The sequence below is a fragment of the Leptospiraceae bacterium genome, assembly GCA_025059995.1.
GTDB lineage: Bacteria > Spirochaetota > Leptospiria > Leptospirales > Leptonemataceae > SKYB61.
The window spans coordinates 23,867-40,805 of the sequence record JANXCF010000006.1 but is presented as its reverse complement, the minus strand read 5'-3'; the positions used below and the strand labels follow the sequence as shown (position 1 = coordinate 40,805).

Below are 16,939 nucleotides of genomic sequence, written 5' to 3'. Positions count from 1 at the left end.
ATTGTTCAACTTTGAATAACTTATCTTTCAAATAAAAAATTAGCAAGCATTTGCATTCCACCTTCTGTGGCAAAAGACTCAGGGTGGAATTGAACCCCCTCTAATGGATATTCTTTATGACGTAATCCCATGATCTCGTCGGTATCTAAGCTCAGAGAAGTGATTTCCAAACAATCAGGCAAGCTTTCTTTCTCTACAACCAAAGAATGATACCTCATGGTTGTCAAATTTTGTGGAAGATTTAAAAATACTCCTTTTCCATCATGCCAAATTTTGGATGTCTTTCCATGCATAGGTACTTTCGCTGGCACTACCCTTCCTCCAAAGACTGTAGCTATCCCTTGCATTCCTAAACATACGCCCAATGTTGGTATATCTTTAGACAGATGTGCTATCACATCTGCACAAACCCCAAAATATTCAGGATCGGCTGGATGCCCTGGTCCTGGTGAAATGATTATTTTATCGTAATTCTTTTGGAGAATTTTTGAAATTGTGATTTCATCATTTCGATAAACATCGACAATGGATTGGCTATCCTCGAGTAATTCAGCTACATATTGATAAAGGTTATAAGTGAAAGAATCATAATTATCGATAATTAACACTTTCATGACGTAAAAACCTCAAGACTTTTATCTAATGCACTCAATTTTCTTTGGATTTCTTCATATTCTTTTTCGGGCACAGAGTCATATACAATCCCACTGGAGGCACGGGTAAATCCTAATTCCCCAGAAACAAAAAACGTTCGTATAGGGATAGCAAAAGTACAATTCCCATCAAATCCAAAATGTCCAACAGCACCACCATAAGGTCCCCTAGGTGAATCTTCAATCCGTTCTATGATTTTCATAGACTCAATTTTTGGAGCTCCTGATAAAGTCCCTGCAGGGAAAACACTTGCTAAACCATCAAACATTGTAAGGTTATTTCTTATTAATCCTACGACTTCACTGGATATGTGCTGAACATGACTAAATTTTTTTATATCCATTAAATGACGAACTTTTACGGTGCCCGGTTTTGCTACACGTCCTAAGTCATTTCGATGTAAATCTACTAACATATTATGCTCGGCAATTTCTTTGGGATCATTCAAAAGTTTACGTGCTAATTGGATGTCTTCTTCGTAGGTCTTTCCTCGATGGATGGTGCCAGCCAAAGGAAAGGTTTCCATTTCTCCATTTCGCAATCGAAAAATGAGTTCTGGGCTTGCTCCGACAATATATTTATCTCGAAACTTCAAATAAAACATGTGAGGTGAAGGATTGATGATTCTTAATTGTTTATAAAAAGGGATTAAACTATTTGATTGAACTTCATAGTTTTTTTGGAATCCAATTTGACATTGAAAGGTATTTCCTTTGTAGATTTCTTCTTTCGTTAAAAGAACCATTTCTCTGTGCTTCTCCTGGGTGACACTTTGTTGCAGAAATCGGACCTTCAGTGAATGATGAGGTGCTGGTTTTTTTATTAATTCAAGAATCTCTTTGATGCGATTTTCTTTGTAAAAAAAATAAAAGGTTTCTCCTGTATAGGTATCATGAACTAAACCATCAAGATACAAACCAAACATAAAGAGGGGAAAATTAGGGTGAGGTTTTAATGACAGCTTTGGCTCAAAATAAACAGTTGCATCATAACCAAGATAACCTACCAATCCTCCTGAGTAGGTTTTTGAAATCTTATTTTTAGGAAACCAACTTGCTAAATAGTCGTATGGATTTTTTGTTTCTATTTCTATCCTTTCATTTGACTTGATCCAACGAAGAAGATGTCTTTCTCCCACAATGACAGCTTCTGGATCGAAGCCAATCACTGAATAACGTGAATGAGGGGTTCTATCACCAAGGGACTCTAAAAAAAAACAATACGAAAATTCTGAGTCAATCTTTTCAAACAGACCCAAAAAATCGATATCATGTTCCAATGGAAGGATTTCTGGTTTCTGTGGGATTTGAATGTCGGGTAATTTCATTTTTTTTACAAATTTTTTTCTATAGAGTATTTAACAAGTTTCTTTTGTTGTTTGTTTAAAAATCATTTGAGTCAAAGTTCTTTTATAAAAACATGGTTCGAAATGAAAATTGGTTTCATTGGCTTTGGAAACATAGCAAAAGGCATAACCGCAGGGTTGATTACAAAAAAAAAAGATGTTCGAATTTATTATTATGATATTCAAGAAGAAGTTGTAAAAAATTTCTCGTTTGCTGATCAAATTCAAAAAACGAAAACGATTGAAGAATTGGAATCCTCAGCCGAAGTCGTCATTTTTTCTGTTAAACCCAAAGACATGAAAAATGTCGTGATGGAGTGTAAAAATCCGCAAAACCAAAAACATTATATTTCTGTTGCTGCTGGAATTTCTTTGTCAACAATACTTAGTTGGAATCCTAAGCTTACTCAGATTGCAAGAGTAATGCCCAACATAGCCACAATCGTTCAACATTCTGTCTCAGCTATATACTCACAAAATCCTGAAACTGTCGAAATAGCAAAGACCATCTTCGATCAAGTGGGAATAACTCTGATTCTAAATAACGAAGAAATGATGCATGCTTTTACTGCCCTTGGGGGTTCTGGACCTGCCTTTGTTCTTTCTTTTCTAGATGGGATGATTGAAGCTGGCATTCGAGAAGGTTTTTCCTATGAAACAGCCTATTGGATTAGTTTACATATCTTGATGGGCACAGCAAAATTACTTTTAGAAGAATACCAACAAAATCAACAGTTTCTTCATCCTGCGGATTTAAAAAGAAAGATCACTTCCCCTGCGGGAACAACCATAGAAGGTTTGGTTTCTTTAGAAAAATATGCCATAAAATACGCCCTCATAGAAGCCGTTCATCAAGCAACTTTAAGGAGTAAAGAATTAGGAAAGTAAGATGAGCTATATCAAACATCCATCAGAATTAACTTCCAACAGAGCATTGGAAATTTTCAATCAATCCATTCATGATTATCATGAAATTGATTCTGTTTATGCAGAAGAACGTAATCCTTATCCTGAAGCTACCATTGAATGGTTCATCTATCACAAAAACTGGATTGATACCATCCAATGGCATTTAGAAGACGAAATCCGAAATCCACTGATTGAAGACAAAGAAATTGCTTTCTTGAAGCGATGGATTGATCGTTCTAATCAAGCAAGGAATGATACCGTAGAAAAGATTGATGATTGGTTTTATTATCACTTGAAAGATATTCCCAAAAAACCTCATGCAAAACTAAATTCGGAATCTCCTGCTTGGATTTTGGATCGTCTTTCGATTTTGAGTTTAAAGATTTATCACATGCAGATAGAAACCCAAAGAAAAGATGCTTCCCAAGAACATAGAGAAAAATGCCATCAAAAGCTCTTAATACTCTTAGAACAACAAAAGGATTTATCCCAATGTTATGATGAGTATATCCAAGACATACTAAAGGGCGAAAAATACATGAAGGTTTATCGACAAATGAAAATGTATAATGACGAAGAATTAAACCCCGTCCTTAGAAGACTCAAAAAATAATGCATCTTTTAGTCATTCGATTTTCTTCTATGGGAGATGTAGCTCTTACCATACCTGTGATATCTTCTTTGGTATCCCATTATCCAGAGATTCACATAACCTTCGTCACAAAAAAAGAATATGAGCCTTTCTTTTATAACATACCTGGTGTAGAACTGATTGGTGTTGACTTTAAAGACAAACACTATCGAGGTCTTTTGGGGATTTATCGTCTTTATCGAGAACTAAGACGTTTAGGACCTTATGATTATGGGATTGATCTTCATGATAGTTTAAGAAGTAAAATTTTGAGATTCTTTTTTCGAAAAGAACTAAAATTTGCTTCTATTGTTAAAGGACGAAAGGAGAAAAGAGAACAGACACGAAGAAAAAATAAAATTCTCAAACCTTTACCTCACACAGTTGAAAGATATTTACATGTTTTTGAAAGGACAGGTTTGAATCCAAAGTTGATTTCGGGTCCTTATATTACATTGGATTTTCAGTCAAAGCGGCTTGCAAAAGAATTTTTAATCACGCATAATGTCCACAAAAAAGAAATACTCTGGATTGGGATCGCTCCATTTGCAGGGCATCCTCCTAAAACCTGGCCCATCCATAAAACCAAAGAACTCATCCGATTGATTGGTAAGTATTTTAAAACCAAAATTTTTCTTTTTGGAGGTGGAAAAAAAGAAATCGAGCTTTTAGAAAGTATCCATAAAGAACATCCTGATTATACTATTGTGGTTGCTGGTAAGCTTCTTTTAGAGGGAGAAATGGCATTGATGGAAAAATTAGATGTGATGATTGCGATGGATTCCTTTAACATGCACATTGCGAGTTTGATTGGTATTCCTGTTATTTCTATTTGGGGAGCTACTCATCCTTTTTCGGGCTTTGCTCCCTTTGGACAAAAACCAGAAAACATCGTTCAAATCCCTACAGAAATTCTGCCATGTCGTCCTTGCTCAATTTTTGGAAATAAAAAATGCTTTCGAAAAGATTTAGCTTGTTTAAATTACATTGAGCCTGAGGATGTTTTACGTAAACTTTGTCAGGTATTAAACCTCAAAATCCCCGAAGAAATAAAAAACAAAAACACACTCCTCAAAAACTTCGAGCAAATATAATTATCTTCGATGTTTCAAAATCAACACAACTACTACAATCAAAAAAAGAAAAAAAGCACTCCAACCAGCCAAAAAAGGAGAAATCACACCTGCTTCACCTAAGCTAATGCCTAGACGATAAAGTAGCTGATATACAAAAACTAGCAGCGTGGATGATAACAAAGACTTCACAAAAGGATTGGCTTCTCGTAAATTCCCCATGTTACCCACAATCGCACCAATCAAAGAAGAAAGAATGGTAATCAACGGAAAAGAAAATAACGAATAATAATGAACCTGATAAATACTATAATCTAAAGAATATTTTTTTCGAAATTCAATTTCTTTCTGGAGCTCCCATATATTTAGTTCTGCTGGTTCCTTGTTGGGATTTCGAAAAAACTCTATGTCTTCGATAAAGTCATAGGTTTTTTCTAAAAAGAAATTGATGCTTTCGATGGTTAGGTCTTCGTTGAAAGAGATTTCTCGAACTTTATGTAGGGTCCATTTTTTGGTTTCTTGGTTGTAAGTGGCTTTTTCTGCTTCAATCATGAGTTCGGGGATTTCCTGAGATTGAATCATACGAAACTTTAAAACATGAAATCCTCCCGTGATTTCGGTGGTTTTTGGATCGAAATACGGAAGAAAAAAATAGCTGTCTTTCCCTTTGAAGTTGAACTGAAAGATCATTTCTTTGGGAGTTTGGATGTCTTTTATGTTCTTTCTGTATTCATTAAGGTATTTAAGAGAAATTTCGTTGAATCGAATCACAATCAGGTTGTGGAAAAAAAACAAAAAAATGCTCAAAAAAACAGAAAAAATCAAAATGCTTATTATAGCTCGATAGAAAGAAACTCCCGAAGAAAAAATTGCTAAAAACTCTCGATCATACGTCATAGAAGAAACCACAAATGTAACCGAAAACATGATGGCAGCTGGCATCACTAAAACAACGATCTGAGGTAATGAATAGACCATTGCTAAATAAAGCAAGGTTCTACTTTGGGTAGTTTGGATTCTCAAATAATCCAGCAAATTAATAAACACAAAAACGAAAACCAAACCAATGAGAGAAAAGAGAAAGGCTCGAAAAAAGTTCGAAAAAAGATACGCATCAATCAACTTAATTCGAAGAATCCTCATGATAAAAAGAGAAGGGGCGAAAAAAAGGAATCCAAAGGAAAACCAAACACAAAGAGTAGAAGGCTCAAAGTCAATGCCGCCGTCATAGGAATGGTCAGGTTATCATCAATCAAACCATTTAGTGTTGTGAAGGAGAATACTTCTACAACAGAACAAGAAAAACTAACAAAAAGTATCGTAAAAAACAATGAAATAAAATTTTGCTGAGTGATCCAAAACACAGAATTTCCAAACTCAAAAACGCTCAAAAACATCAAAAAGAGAAACGAAATCAGAAACGAAGAAATGAAAAATGCTAACATCCCTTCAATTGTTTTTCCTTTGAAGAACTTATGCTTTCCATAATGAATTCCCACATAAGCAGCAATTGGATCCGAAATCATGAGTATCAAAGATGAAATAAAAATGATTTCTTTTGTGAAAAAAGCAAATAGAAGGAAATTCGCAAAAATATAAGCCACTGTTCCATGAAATTGTTTTTTTTCGGACTCTTTCATCAAAGCACCGGCAAATCGAATAAAAAACCGATTGAATTTGGGATTCTTCATTCGGATGAGTTCAACAAAAAAGATGAAAATAAAAAAAGCCAAAAGCAACCACATTCCCACCCATCTTGTGATGTTGGGATTTTCGGGTTCAAGAAACCGAAAGATATCAATAAACAACAAAAAAGGAATGATTAATCCCAATAAATGCCAGAGCTTTCGTTTGAGGTTAAAGCTGTGTTTCATCTCCCACATGAAAGAAAGGAATTATTTATTCTTCAAGAAAAAAAATCTGCCACAAGAAACAAAAATTTCAATGTTATGCTAATGTTCTTTTTTAAAGAAATACCTTTTGAAACTCAAGAATTCGATCATATCTAACCACTTATTTTCTTTCGATGTCTTCGGGTTTTTCGGGTCGCATCAGTGGAAAGAAAATGGTATCTCGAATGGAATGTTGGTTTGTAAGAATCATTACCAATCGGTCAATCCCAATCCCTAAACCTCCGGCTGGTGGCATGCCAAATTCCAATGCCCTCAAAAAATCGTAGTCCATAAATTGAGCTTCTTCGTCCCCAGCTTCTCTACGTTTTACCTGCTCTAAAAATCTTTCTCTCTGATCAAAAGGATCATTCAATTCACTAAAAGCATTTCCAATTTCTCTTCCTGCTATGTAGGGCTCAAATCGATCTACAAAAAGGGGATTTTCTTTGTTTGCTTTTGCTAAGGGTGATAATTCTTTGGGGTAAAAGGTAATGAATGTAGGCTGGATCAGATGTTTTTCCACTGCTTCATCGAATAAGATTTCTGCTACATCCCATTTCGTCTTTGCTTGTTCAAACAAATTCTTAGAGAATCCATTTTTGATTGCATGGGATACTAAATCCGAAACCTCAGAGTTAACATGAATATCGATACCTGCATATTTTTTGATGGCATCCAAATAAGAAATTCTTCGCCAAGGGGGAGTTAAATCTATTTCTTTGCCTTCGTAGGAAATCTTCAAAGTTCCTAAAATTTCTTTGGCTGTGGAAGTGATCAATCTTTCACATAAATCCATCATGGTGTTCATATTCCCATAGGCATGATACACTTCCAACATGGTAAACTCAGGGTTGTGTTTGTAGCTAATTCCTTCATTACGAAAATTTCGATTCAATTCAAAAATCTTTGTAAAACCACCAACAAGTAGTCTTTTCAAATAGAGTTCAGGAGCTACCCGTAAGTATAAATTCATATCTAAAGCATTGAGGTGGGTAATAAAAGGTCTTGCATTCGCACCTCCAGGAATAGGCTGCATCATAGGGGTTTCCACTTCTAAATATCCTTCATTGGTCAAAAACTGCCGTATGAACGAAATCACCTTCGAGCGAGTGATAAACACCTCCCGAACTCCCGGTGAAACAATCAAATCCACATACCTCATTCGGTATCTTTGTTCTTTGTCAGCAAAAGCATCATAGATGACTCCATCTGCTTCTTTCACGACTGGAAGTGGGCGTAAGCACTTAGCTAAAAGTTCTATTTGTTTCACATGAACGGTTTTTTCTCCCGTCTTGGTTAAAAACAAAAATCCTTGAACTCCCACAATATCCCCTAAATCCAAGTTTTTAACAATTTCAAAATTCACCTCATCACTTCGAACATAAAACTGGATTCTTCCAGTATCATCTTCGATATCAAAAAAACCTGCCTTCCCCATCATTCTTTTGGAACGTATTCTTCCGGCTATTGAATATTGAGTCTCGGAAGAATAAAGACTTGTATCAACCTCAAGGAGCTCTTTTATGGTGTTTTTTCGTTCAAACTCCTTTTGGTAGGGATCATACCCTGAAGCTCTAAGTTTTTGTAATTTTTCTAAGCGAACATTATACTGATCATTCATCAAAACCAAGTTTTCTTTTTAAGGATAGTAAACAAATCAGATTTTACTTGAATATTGAAGAAAAACAAAATCTTCCAAGACAAATGAACAAAAAAACCATCAAAATCTTTTGCGATGGAGCATCCAAAGGAAATCCCGGACCAGCAGGAATTGGAGGCTTGATTTTGATTGATGATCAAGTCATAAAAGAAATTAGCCAGTATGTGGGAAATCAAACCAACAATGTAGCAGAGTATCTCGCATTATCAACATGCCTCAAAGAAATCGTAGAAATTTTAAAAGAAGAAAAACAATCCTATCATTTAGAAATATACATGGACTCAGAGTTGATCGTAAAGCAAATCCAAGGGGAATATCAAGTCAAAAATCAAAATTTGATTCCAATCTACAATGATATCATTTCTTCATTGGGGAAATTTTCTTCCTTTCATGTTCATCATATCCCTCGAGAAGAAAACAAAAGGGCTGACAAATTAGCCAACCAAGCAATCAAACAATTTCTAAAAAAAAAACCAATCATGAAACATAAAATGATTGTTTTGATTTTCTTTTTTGCATCTTTTTGGGGAATGTGGGGAATCCACTCAAAACCCCTTTTGGATTCTGCAATTGATGCCTTTCTTCAAGGAAATATAAACAAAGCTAAAAAAACCCTTAAACAAATTCAAGAAGATGAAGTATCAGCAAAAAAGGACTTTTTGAAATTGAATTTTTTGATTTTTTTTTTGGAAAAAGACTTTCTTACATCGAGATTTTATTTCGACCGACTGAAAGAAAATAATGGGATTGATCCTTTTGTTTTGTATTTAAAAACGTTGGAACTTTTCGAAGAGAAGAAATATACAGAAATCAAAACTTATCTGAAAGAACTAATGAACGTAAACAATTTTGATGAAGACAGAAAAACCATTCTTCCCTTTTCTTGTCAAAAAGATCAAACTACAAAAAGAAAACCCTATCCCTTCTATTGGAGAGACAACTTAACCAAAAAAGAGCATGAATTTGTTTTGTTTTTAGAAACAATTTTATCTACTCCTCATGATGAAAAAACTCAAATCAAATTTAGAGAATGTTTATCCTACAATCAAATGAATTACCAAGGAACTTATCACCTGTATCGTTTAGCTCTTCTCAACAATCAAGAAATAGAATTTTATCTTGAGTTTTTTCGATTTTTATACAAAAACCAGAGATTTTTAGAAGCCCTTCATGTTTTAAGGAAGGCTCTCGAATTGAGTTTATCCTTAGAACAAAAAAATGAGATTTATTTTCTTTTGTTGTATTTCAAAAAAGTTTATGAGAAATTGAATTATTCAAAACATGCAATTTCTCTTGAAAGATTGATTCAAGAATGGGAAAAAAACATAAATGAACCTGATATTTCAGAAATCAAAAAGATTTTATCCGAAAACACGAGATTACGGGAATTTCTGGTTCTTAGTTTGTTTTTAGAAACTGACGAGACAAAAAAGGGTCACATTCAATCTTTAGTGAATGAATATGACCAAATTTTTGAAATGAAAGAAATGATTTTTTATTTCAAAGAAATTTACAAATACTATTGATGCTACATCCAACTTTGGATATAGTTTTGAATCCCAATTTTTTCTATCAACTCTAATTGAGTTTCCAAAAAGTCGATGTGCTCTTCTGTATCCTTCAAGATGTCATCTAGCAATTCTCTTGTTACGTAATCATGCATGGATTCACAATAGGAGATCGTTTCTTTGAGTTGTTTGTTCGAATCAAACTCCAATGATAAATCTTTTTCTAAAATTTCTTTAACATCTTGTCCGATTCTTAATTTACCAATGTCTTGTAGATTAGGCAAACCTTCTAAAAAAAGAATCCGTTCGATTACTTTATCTGCGTGCTTCATTTCACCTATTGATTCCTCTCTGATCTTATGGGCTAGTTTGTGTATTCCCCAGTTATGAAGCATCCGATAATGCAGAAAATACTGATTGATAGCAGTGAGCTCATTTTTCAAGCAAGCATTCAGTAATTCGATAACTTTTGGATCTCCTTTCATCTAAAACTCCTTAATAGTGAAATATAATTCAAGAATGGCAATCTTGACAATACTTCAACCTATTTTTGAATTATTTCCATTGATTTCGCTTTTATAAAAAAATTTTCATAAATTTCTTTTGCTGTCTCTATACAAATTCCACATCTGTTTCCAATCTTTGCTAAATGAAAAACTTCAACGAGATCCAAATATTGTAGCTTGTCTTTATGATGAATGAAAATTCGTTCCAACTCTTTATCAGAGACAGAATTGCATATACAAACATACATAGCATTATCATTATATTGAGACTCATTATCAAGTCAACCGAAATTTCAAGTTAAGTAAATTTTTTGAAAGAATTATTAATACCCCTCTATAAGAAGGCATTATAAAACTTATATGTATAGGGACTTTCTTTTTTTGCTTCGTTCAAGGCTATATTGAGATTTTGTAATAGAATTTGTACTATCTCCTTTTCTGTTGAATATTTTTTTATCTCTGGATAGTCATTTGGAAATATTGTGATACCAGCATGAAAGGGAAACCGTTGTTGGGTGTTTATTTTTCTAAAAGTATCATAAATTGTGTACTCATTCTGGCATGTTTGAATCAATTTATGAAGAAAACTCAATAATGATTTTTCTATATCATTGATTTTCGATAAATCAACAAAAATAAAAAATTCATCATCGTACTTTCCTAAAAGATAATGAAAATCCTGATTTTCCATGAAACTTCTTAGTAGCTCAGCAAAAAATTTTAAATAAATATCTCCAAAGTTGGGTCCTTCAGTTTGATTTAGGGAGCTAAAATTGAAAATATCTAATTCTATTATGGCAAACTTCAAATCTGAATTTCCTTTACCTATTCTTTGAAATTTTAAAAAAATTTCCAAATGCTCTGAGAAAAAGAACCTATTTGGCAGATTGGTAATGGGATCATAAAGCATTACTTCTGCTATCTCTTGTTGTAGGAATTTTTCAGTAATATCAATTCCTATTGCAGCATAATGAGTGATTTCATCATTCTCGAGTATAGGGAAAATACTTTGGTGCAAACAAAAAAGTTCCCCTGATTTTTTTCGATTGATAAAGATATCACTGAATATTCGTTTCTGCAAAATTCGATTCCATAATTTTTGAAAAAATTCTTTTGGATGTAAATAAGAAGAAAAAATCTTGGGATCTTTATACAATAACTCATCAAAAGCATACTCCGATAAATTTTCCAAATATGGATTTGCATAAAGAATTTTATTTTGTGAGTTTGTTAAAATAAAAGTCACGTTCGCGTTTTCTAAAATTTGCTGATAAATTCTCAACCATTTTGTTTGATACAATTTTTGAAATGAAAACTCAATGGTAGTTTTGACTTTTGATAATAAATCTTTTATTTCTTCTGAGAAATAACCATAAAGAAAAGAACACAAAGTCAAAACATACTTATCCTTTGGAGTTTGAATGGGTATGGAACTAAACGAAAGAATTCGTAAGCTAGATAACTTTTGAAAATATTCGTGATTTTGATTTTTTTGTGTATCAAAATAATGAATCTGATTTTCTATAAATACTTTTTCATAGATAATGTGACTCAAAATCGTATCAATTTCATCTATGTTTTTACTTTCATAGTTTTCTTTTATTTTTTTTAATAGCCTGAAAGGTTTTCTACTTTCCGAGTCTTCTTTGTGAATAATAACCAGGTTTAAATTCAGATGGCTAATCAAAATTTCAGCAACTTCTGCTAAGATTTCGATTTCTGAATTACTCGATGAAGTAATCAAAACTCTCTGAACTTCACTAATAGTCTTGTAGAAATTTTTGAGTTCTTGATTCTTAATTTCTTGTATTTTTCTCTCTGTGATGTCTAATACAACACCTAATCCATAAAAAACGCCCTTGTAATTGACTGTGGTACCAAAAACTTGAAGCCACTTTTTGTTGCCACTTTTTGTGTAAATACAAACTTCGTTATAATGTCTATCTCCTCTAATTCCCTCTATTCTTTTTGTAGCAATGTCTTGAACCATATCTCGAATGCTTTCATCAGCAAGTTTCCAAATTGGCATATTGTATAGCTCTTCTTTTGAATATTCAGTTATTTTGCATAATTGTTCATTTACATCAACAAAAGTATCTCTATATAAAAAGATTCCAATCGGAACTGCTTGATCCATCAAGCGATATAAATAATTTTCTTTCGTTATGTCTTGAAAAAGGAATATCGAAATATAATGATTTTCCTTTTGTAAGGACTCTAACAAAAAAGCATTTACATATACACTAAATGTATTTGATATTTCATCTTTATTTGAAACAAAAATATCAATAGCAATCCTTGGATGTGTATAAAGTTGTATAGTGGTAGAAAAATTACGCTCTTTGGGTAATTCCAAAAAAATTTTTTCTACCTGATCAAAGTCTTTAATAAAGAAAAGTATTAACTTTGGTTTATTTTTTAAAACTTCAATTTTCTTTAAAAAAGTTTGATAATCTACGGTGACGATACCTTTGTAGAGTTCATGGATTTTCTCAGGATTATAAAAATGCACTTTTTTATAAATAACTTTTCCCTCTTCGATTTTATAATTCACTTGTACAAGTCCGAAAGGAAAATTACGAATGAACTTTTTTTTAGTCCCGAATATAAAATGCATCTTTTCTTCTTCAATCTTTTCAGTCATGTTAATAGAATTATACGAAATTTTGAATTCTTTCAAAAAGAAAATCAGAAAATGTTTTAAAAAAGTTTGAGATTGATTCCTTAACAAATCTGTAAAATTTGTCAGTATGAGTTCTTCCACTTCCTCTAAAACCTCAAAATCAAAACAAACCTCAGAATTGGTAAAGATTGAACTATCAATACTCAAACACTGGAAGAAAAATCAAATCTTCCAAAAACACGTCCAAAAAAATGAAAATGGTCCCTTATTTGTATTTTATGAAGGTCCTCCCACAGCCAATGGAAAACCCGGCATACATCACGTTTTGAGTAGAGTTTATAAAGATATTTATATCCGATACTATGGCTTGAAGGGTTATCATATTCCACGAAAAGCAGGCTGGGATTGTCATGGACTCCCAGTAGAACGAGAAATAGAAAAAGAACTCAACATAAAAACAAAATCCGAAATTGAAGAAAAATACGGACTTGAGACTTTTAATCGATTATGTAGAGAATCTGTTTTACGATATGTAGATGCTTGGAATGAGTTTAGTGAACGCTTAGGTTTTTGGGTGGATTTAGAAAATCCCTACTATACAATGGATAACGAATACATTGAATCCGTATGGTATTTGTTAAAAGAAATTTACAAAAAAGGTTTATTATATAAGAGTTATAAAGTTGTTCCTTTTGATCCAGTAATGGGAACGACTGTAAGTGATGCTGAAGTTGCTTTAGGATACAAAGAAGTGGTCGATCCTTCTTTGACTGTAAAGTTTAAAATCTTGGATGAGGATTTTCCTAATACTTATTTTTTGGTATGGACCACCACTCCTTGGACCTTGCCTGCGAATGTTGCATTGGCTTTGAATCCTAATGAAACATATGTTTGGATTGAAATCAAAGATGAACGTTATATTTTAGCTAAAGCTTTGCTTGATGCAAACATTCAGCATTTACCTGAAGAAGACAAAAAATACAAAATCATAAAAGAGTTTTCTGGGAAAGAATTAGAAAATCTTTCTTATGAACGTTTGATGGATTTTCTTCCCCTTTCAGAAGAAGACAAAACAAAGAAAGCCTTTTATACAGTTTGTGCGGATTTCGTTACAATGGATACTGGAACTGGGATTGTTCACATAGCTCCTGCTTATGGCGCAGAAGACTTAGAAGTTGGTCTAAAGTATAATCTGCCTATCATCTATGGAGTTCAATTGGATGGGAAATTTCATGTTGGACCTTACAAAGACTTATTCTTTAAAGAGGCAGACAAAGAAATCATCAAGGATTTGAAAAAACAAAACAAGGTTTGGAAACACGATCAATACAAACATGATTATCCTTTTGGTTGGCGTTCTGGAGCACCTCTCATGTATTTTGCAAAAGAAGCCTGGTACATCAAAACAACCGCTGTAAAAGAACTCCTAATCAAAAACAACCAAACCATTAACTGGGTTCCTTCCCACATCAAAGACGGAAGATTCGGAAATTGGCTCGAAAACAATAAAGACTGGGCGTTATCACGTGAACGATATTGGGGCACACCACTTCCCATTTGGATGGATGAGGACGGAAATATTGAATTCATTGGTTCTTTAAAAGAACTCGAAGAAAAAACAAAAAAAGACCTTTCTCATTTGGATTTGCATAGACCTTATATTGATGAAATTACATGGGTGGATCTAAAAACAAAAAAAGTATTCAAAAGAGTTCCCGAAGTGATTGATTGTTGGTTCGATTCTGGTGCCATGCCGTATGCTCAATGGGGCTGGCCTCATAAGAATCAAAATCTTTTAGAAAAATATTTTCCAGCTGACTTTATTAGTGAAGCTATCGATCAAACCAGAGGATGGTTTTATACTCTACTTGCCATCTCTACGATGGTGTCTGGGGTGTCTTCTTTTAAAAATGTCGTGTGTCTGGGTCATGTCTTAGACACAAAAGGCGAGAAGATGTCAAAAAGTAAAGGAAACACTGTTGATCCATGGGAAGTCTTTGATACCCATGGTGCTGATGCTTTGCGTTGGTATTTCCTCACTGGCGCACCTCCAGGAAACTCTCGAAGAATAGGGAAACCCAATCAACCGGGAGATCCACTCTTTCAAGTTTTGGGTTTTTTTCGTATGATCTTGAGCTCATTGGAATTTTTTAAAATCTATGCAAAACTAGATAAAATCAATTATACCCAAATCAAAAAATTCCAAGAACAATTCAAATTTGATCAATTGCCAGAGATTGATCAATGGATTTTATCTTTACTTCAGGACTTGATTGAACTCACAACCAATCATTTAGACCAGTACGATTGTCTTCGACCAGGTAAAGCTATAGAAGATTTCGTTGATTCCTTATCAAACTGGTATATACGAAGGAATCGAAGAAGATTCTGGAAGGATGAAAAAGATTTCGAAAAACTTTCAGCGTATTATACCTTATACCAAAGTTTATTGAATTTAGCTTTACTCATGGCTCCCTACACTCCTTTTTTGTCTGAACATGTTTATCTGGAATTGAGAAAGGTTCTAAAAGCCCACAGACAACTACCTGAAAGCATACATTTACTCGATTGGCCTAAAGTTAATCCTGAATTTTATAACAAAGAAGCTTTAGAGAAAGGAAACATCCTACAACTTGTTGCTTTTTTGGGTAGATCAGCAAGACAAAAAGCAAAGATCAAAATTCGTCAGCCATTGAAAAAAATCTTTATTTATTCCCCTAAAGAATACCAACATATCCTCATTGAAGGAAAACAAATCCTTCTTGAAGAACTTAACGTCAAAGAAATGGAATTTTTGGATGACTCATCGGGGATTTTCTATTACCAAATACGTCCGAATTTGCCAGTTTTAGGAAAACGCTTAGGAAACAAAATCAAGCACTTGCAAGAGTATTTAAAAACTCATGATCACAATCAAATTTTTAAAGTTTTAGAAAAAGAAGGAGTAATCAAAATCCCCATTGATGGTCAAGAACATGAATTCAAAAAAGAGGAATTTCTGATTGAAGGCATATCCAGAGAAGGAACACAAGGAGCTGAGTCAAAAGGTTTTGTTGTTGCTATCGACACACAAATCACACCAGAACTCTACAAAGAAGGTTTGGTAAGGGACCTCATCCGAAACATCCAAGAAACTCGAAAGAAAGCCAAATTCAACATCAGTGATCGAATTTATATCAATATCAAAACCAACTTCCAGGATTTGAACGAAGCAATTACTATATTCCAAAACTATATCGAACAAGAAACTTTATCGAAATTCCAGTCTCATCTCGAAGATGGAACATACAAAGAACAAATAGACATCGATGACAACCCTGTAGAAATCATATTATCTAAATCGAACTGAAAGAATTAAGATATTTTTCTATCTCAAAAAGAAGATTTTTCTTATGATAAGGTGAACCTTTACCGGAAATAATAATTTCTATATCGAGTCTCTTTAATTTTCTTAATAGGAGCTTGTAATTTTCGAGAAATTGTTTTTGTCTCGAGTTGAGATATAAATGATATTCATCAGGATCAAAAAATAAGTTCCCACCATAAATTAATTTATCGTAAGGAAAGTAAACAACTAAGTTTCCGGGAACAAAGATTTCTTCGGGATAAAAAATCATGATTTCTCCGTTTTCGATTTCGAGAGAATCATCCAATAAACCGTCAAACGATGGAGTTTGTCTTTCTATTATCCAACTTTGGAATTTCTCTTTCATCTCTTCTTGCCATTTTTCCCATTCTAAAAGTAGATAAGAATAACCTGCTTTATGAATATAAATGGGCACATTCTCATTGATACGAAACTCAAAAATACCTCCCGAGTAATCCAAAGTAGGAGCTATCAAAAAGACCCCTTGAAATTCCTTTGTTGTTAGGGACTTGGCTTTCCAAAGGATTTGCTGGGCACTTTTTGAACTCCAACCCGTGCCAAAAAAATAAACTTTTTCTTTTGAGATGTAAATGAGGGTATTGGTTTTCCAATAGTTGAAGTCTTCGACTAAATATAATTTTTCATTTATCGAAGAAACTTTTACCAAGTCACTATGGGTATCTCTTGGAATGTTATAGTAAAATGACGAATTATAGATACAATAGGAATTCAATAAAAACAGAAAAAAAACTCTTTTGAGCATTTCTAACG

At 33.4% G+C, this 16,939-nt stretch carries 13 protein-coding genes; 5 read left to right on the top strand and 8 right to left on the bottom strand.

Annotated elements, in window-relative coordinates:
- Positions 1-20: 20 nt before the first annotated feature.
- Positions 21-614 (bottom strand): aminodeoxychorismate/anthranilate synthase component II, encoded by a 594-nt coding sequence (locus NZ853_09000; protein ID MCS7205822.1) that lies wholly within the window; start codon positions 612-614, stop codon positions 21-23.
- A complete protein-coding gene (locus NZ853_08995; GenBank protein MCS7205821.1) occupies positions 611-1,981 on the bottom strand; it encodes an anthranilate synthase component I family protein in 1,371 nt (456 codons plus the stop codon). The genes NZ853_09000 and NZ853_08995 overlap by 4 nt, the downstream gene beginning before the upstream one ends.
- A gap of 102 nt (positions 1,982-2,083) precedes the next feature.
- On the opposite strand from NZ853_08995, the gene proC reads away from it, so the two are divergent.
- From proC to NZ853_08980, 3 genes are read left to right on the top strand one after another with little or no spacing between them, the layout of a single operon-like run.
- Positions 2,084-2,887, top strand: coding sequence for a pyrroline-5-carboxylate reductase (gene proC, locus NZ853_08990; protein MCS7205820.1), 804 nt, complete (start codon positions 2,084-2,086; stop codon positions 2,885-2,887).
- A gap of 1 nt (position 2,888) precedes the next feature.
- Positions 2,889-3,521 carry a DUF4254 domain-containing protein gene (locus NZ853_08985; protein ID MCS7205819.1) on the top strand — a complete coding sequence of 211 codons (633 nt, stop codon included), beginning with the start codon at positions 2,889-2,891 and terminating at the stop codon, positions 3,519-3,521.
- Entirely contained in the window at positions 3,521-4,633 is a 1,113-nt protein-coding gene (locus tag NZ853_08980; GenBank protein MCS7205818.1) for a glycosyltransferase family 9 protein, read from the top strand. Before NZ853_08985 ends, NZ853_08980 begins: the two co-directional genes overlap by 1 nt.
- On the opposite strand, the gene NZ853_08975 is transcribed toward NZ853_08980, so the two are convergent.
- The 3 genes from NZ853_08975 to lysS all read right to left on the bottom strand — a co-directional run bounded on the left by NZ853_08975 (position 4,634) and on the right by lysS (position 8,125).
- Positions 4,634-5,755: an LptF/LptG family permease gene (locus tag NZ853_08975; protein ID MCS7205817.1), complete on the bottom strand. Its 1,122-nt coding sequence runs from the start codon at positions 5,753-5,755 to the stop codon at positions 4,634-4,636.
- Positions 5,752-6,486, bottom strand: a complete 735-nt coding sequence (locus NZ853_08970) for a dolichol kinase (protein MCS7205816.1) — start codon at positions 6,484-6,486, stop codon at positions 5,752-5,754. Before NZ853_08970 ends, NZ853_08975 begins: the two co-directional genes overlap by 4 nt.
- Before the next feature lie 139 nt (positions 6,487-6,625).
- The gene (lysS, locus tag NZ853_08965) at positions 6,626-8,125 is read right to left on the bottom strand and encodes a lysine--tRNA ligase (GenBank protein MCS7205815.1); all 1,500 of its coding nucleotides are present in this window, start codon (positions 8,123-8,125) and stop codon (positions 6,626-6,628) included.
- Between the two features lie 83 nt (positions 8,126-8,208).
- Here lysS and NZ853_08960 point away from each other — a divergent pair, with 83 nt between their 5' ends.
- On the top strand, positions 8,209-9,690 hold the full coding sequence (locus NZ853_08960; GenBank protein MCS7205814.1) for a ribonuclease HI family protein: 1,482 nt from the start codon (positions 8,209-8,211) through the stop codon (positions 9,688-9,690).
- Between the two features lie 2 nt (positions 9,691-9,692).
- Here the strand turns inward: NZ853_08960 and bfr are convergent, their stop codons facing one another.
- A complete protein-coding gene (gene bfr, locus NZ853_08955; GenBank protein ID MCS7205813.1) occupies positions 9,693-10,157 on the bottom strand; it encodes a bacterioferritin in 465 nt (154 codons plus the stop codon).
- Between the two features lie 355 nt (positions 10,158-10,512).
- Positions 10,513-12,795, bottom strand: a complete 2,283-nt coding sequence (locus NZ853_08950) for a sensor domain-containing diguanylate cyclase (protein MCS7205812.1) — start codon at positions 12,793-12,795, stop codon at positions 10,513-10,515.
- 133 nt (positions 12,796-12,928) lie between these two features.
- Here NZ853_08950 and ileS point away from each other — a divergent pair, with 133 nt between their 5' ends.
- On the top strand, positions 12,929-16,150 hold the full coding sequence (gene ileS, locus NZ853_08945; GenBank protein MCS7205811.1) for an isoleucine--tRNA ligase: 3,222 nt from the start codon (positions 12,929-12,931) through the stop codon (positions 16,148-16,150).
- Here ileS and NZ853_08940 read toward each other — a convergent pair.
- Entirely contained in the window at positions 16,137-16,931 is a 795-nt protein-coding gene (locus NZ853_08940; protein ID MCS7205810.1) for a hypothetical protein, read from the bottom strand. The two genes, ileS and NZ853_08940, sit on opposite strands and share 14 nt — an antisense overlap.
- Positions 16,932-16,939: the final 8 nt, after the last annotated feature.

Excerpts from the sequence above, each read along its gene's own strand:
- NZ853_09000 (MCS7205822.1), bottom strand. The coding sequence starts at position 614 with ATGAAAGTGTTAATTATCGATAATTATGATTCTTTCACTTATAACCTT.
- NZ853_08995 (MCS7205821.1), bottom strand. The coding sequence starts at position 1,981 with ATGAAATTACCCGACATTCAAATCCCACAGAAACCAGAAATCCTTCCA.
- proC (MCS7205820.1), top strand. The coding sequence starts at position 2,084 with ATGAAAATTGGTTTCATTGGCTTTGGAAACATAGCAAAAGGCATAACC.
- NZ853_08985 (MCS7205819.1), top strand. The coding sequence starts at position 2,889 with ATGAGCTATATCAAACATCCATCAGAATTAACTTCCAACAGAGCATTG.
- NZ853_08980 (MCS7205818.1), top strand. The coding sequence starts at position 3,521 with ATGCATCTTTTAGTCATTCGATTTTCTTCTATGGGAGATGTAGCTCTT.
- NZ853_08975 (MCS7205817.1), bottom strand. The coding sequence starts at position 5,755 with ATGAGGATTCTTCGAATTAAGTTGATTGATGCGTATCTTTTTTCGAAC.
- NZ853_08970 (MCS7205816.1), bottom strand. The coding sequence starts at position 6,486 with ATGAAACACAGCTTTAACCTCAAACGAAAGCTCTGGCATTTATTGGGA.
- lysS (MCS7205815.1), bottom strand. The coding sequence starts at position 8,125 with ATGAATGATCAGTATAATGTTCGCTTAGAAAAATTACAAAAACTTAGA.
- NZ853_08960 (MCS7205814.1), top strand. The coding sequence starts at position 8,209 with ATGAACAAAAAAACCATCAAAATCTTTTGCGATGGAGCATCCAAAGGA.
- bfr (MCS7205813.1), bottom strand. The coding sequence starts at position 10,157 with ATGAAAGGAGATCCAAAAGTTATCGAATTACTGAATGCTTGCTTGAAA.
- NZ853_08950 (MCS7205812.1), bottom strand. The coding sequence starts at position 12,795 with ATGCATTTTATATTCGGGACTAAAAAAAAGTTCATTCGTAATTTTCCT.
- ileS (MCS7205811.1), top strand. The coding sequence starts at position 12,929 with ATGAGTTCTTCCACTTCCTCTAAAACCTCAAAATCAAAACAAACCTCA.
- NZ853_08940 (MCS7205810.1), bottom strand. The coding sequence starts at position 16,931 with ATGCTCAAAAGAGTTTTTTTTCTGTTTTTATTGAATTCCTATTGTATC.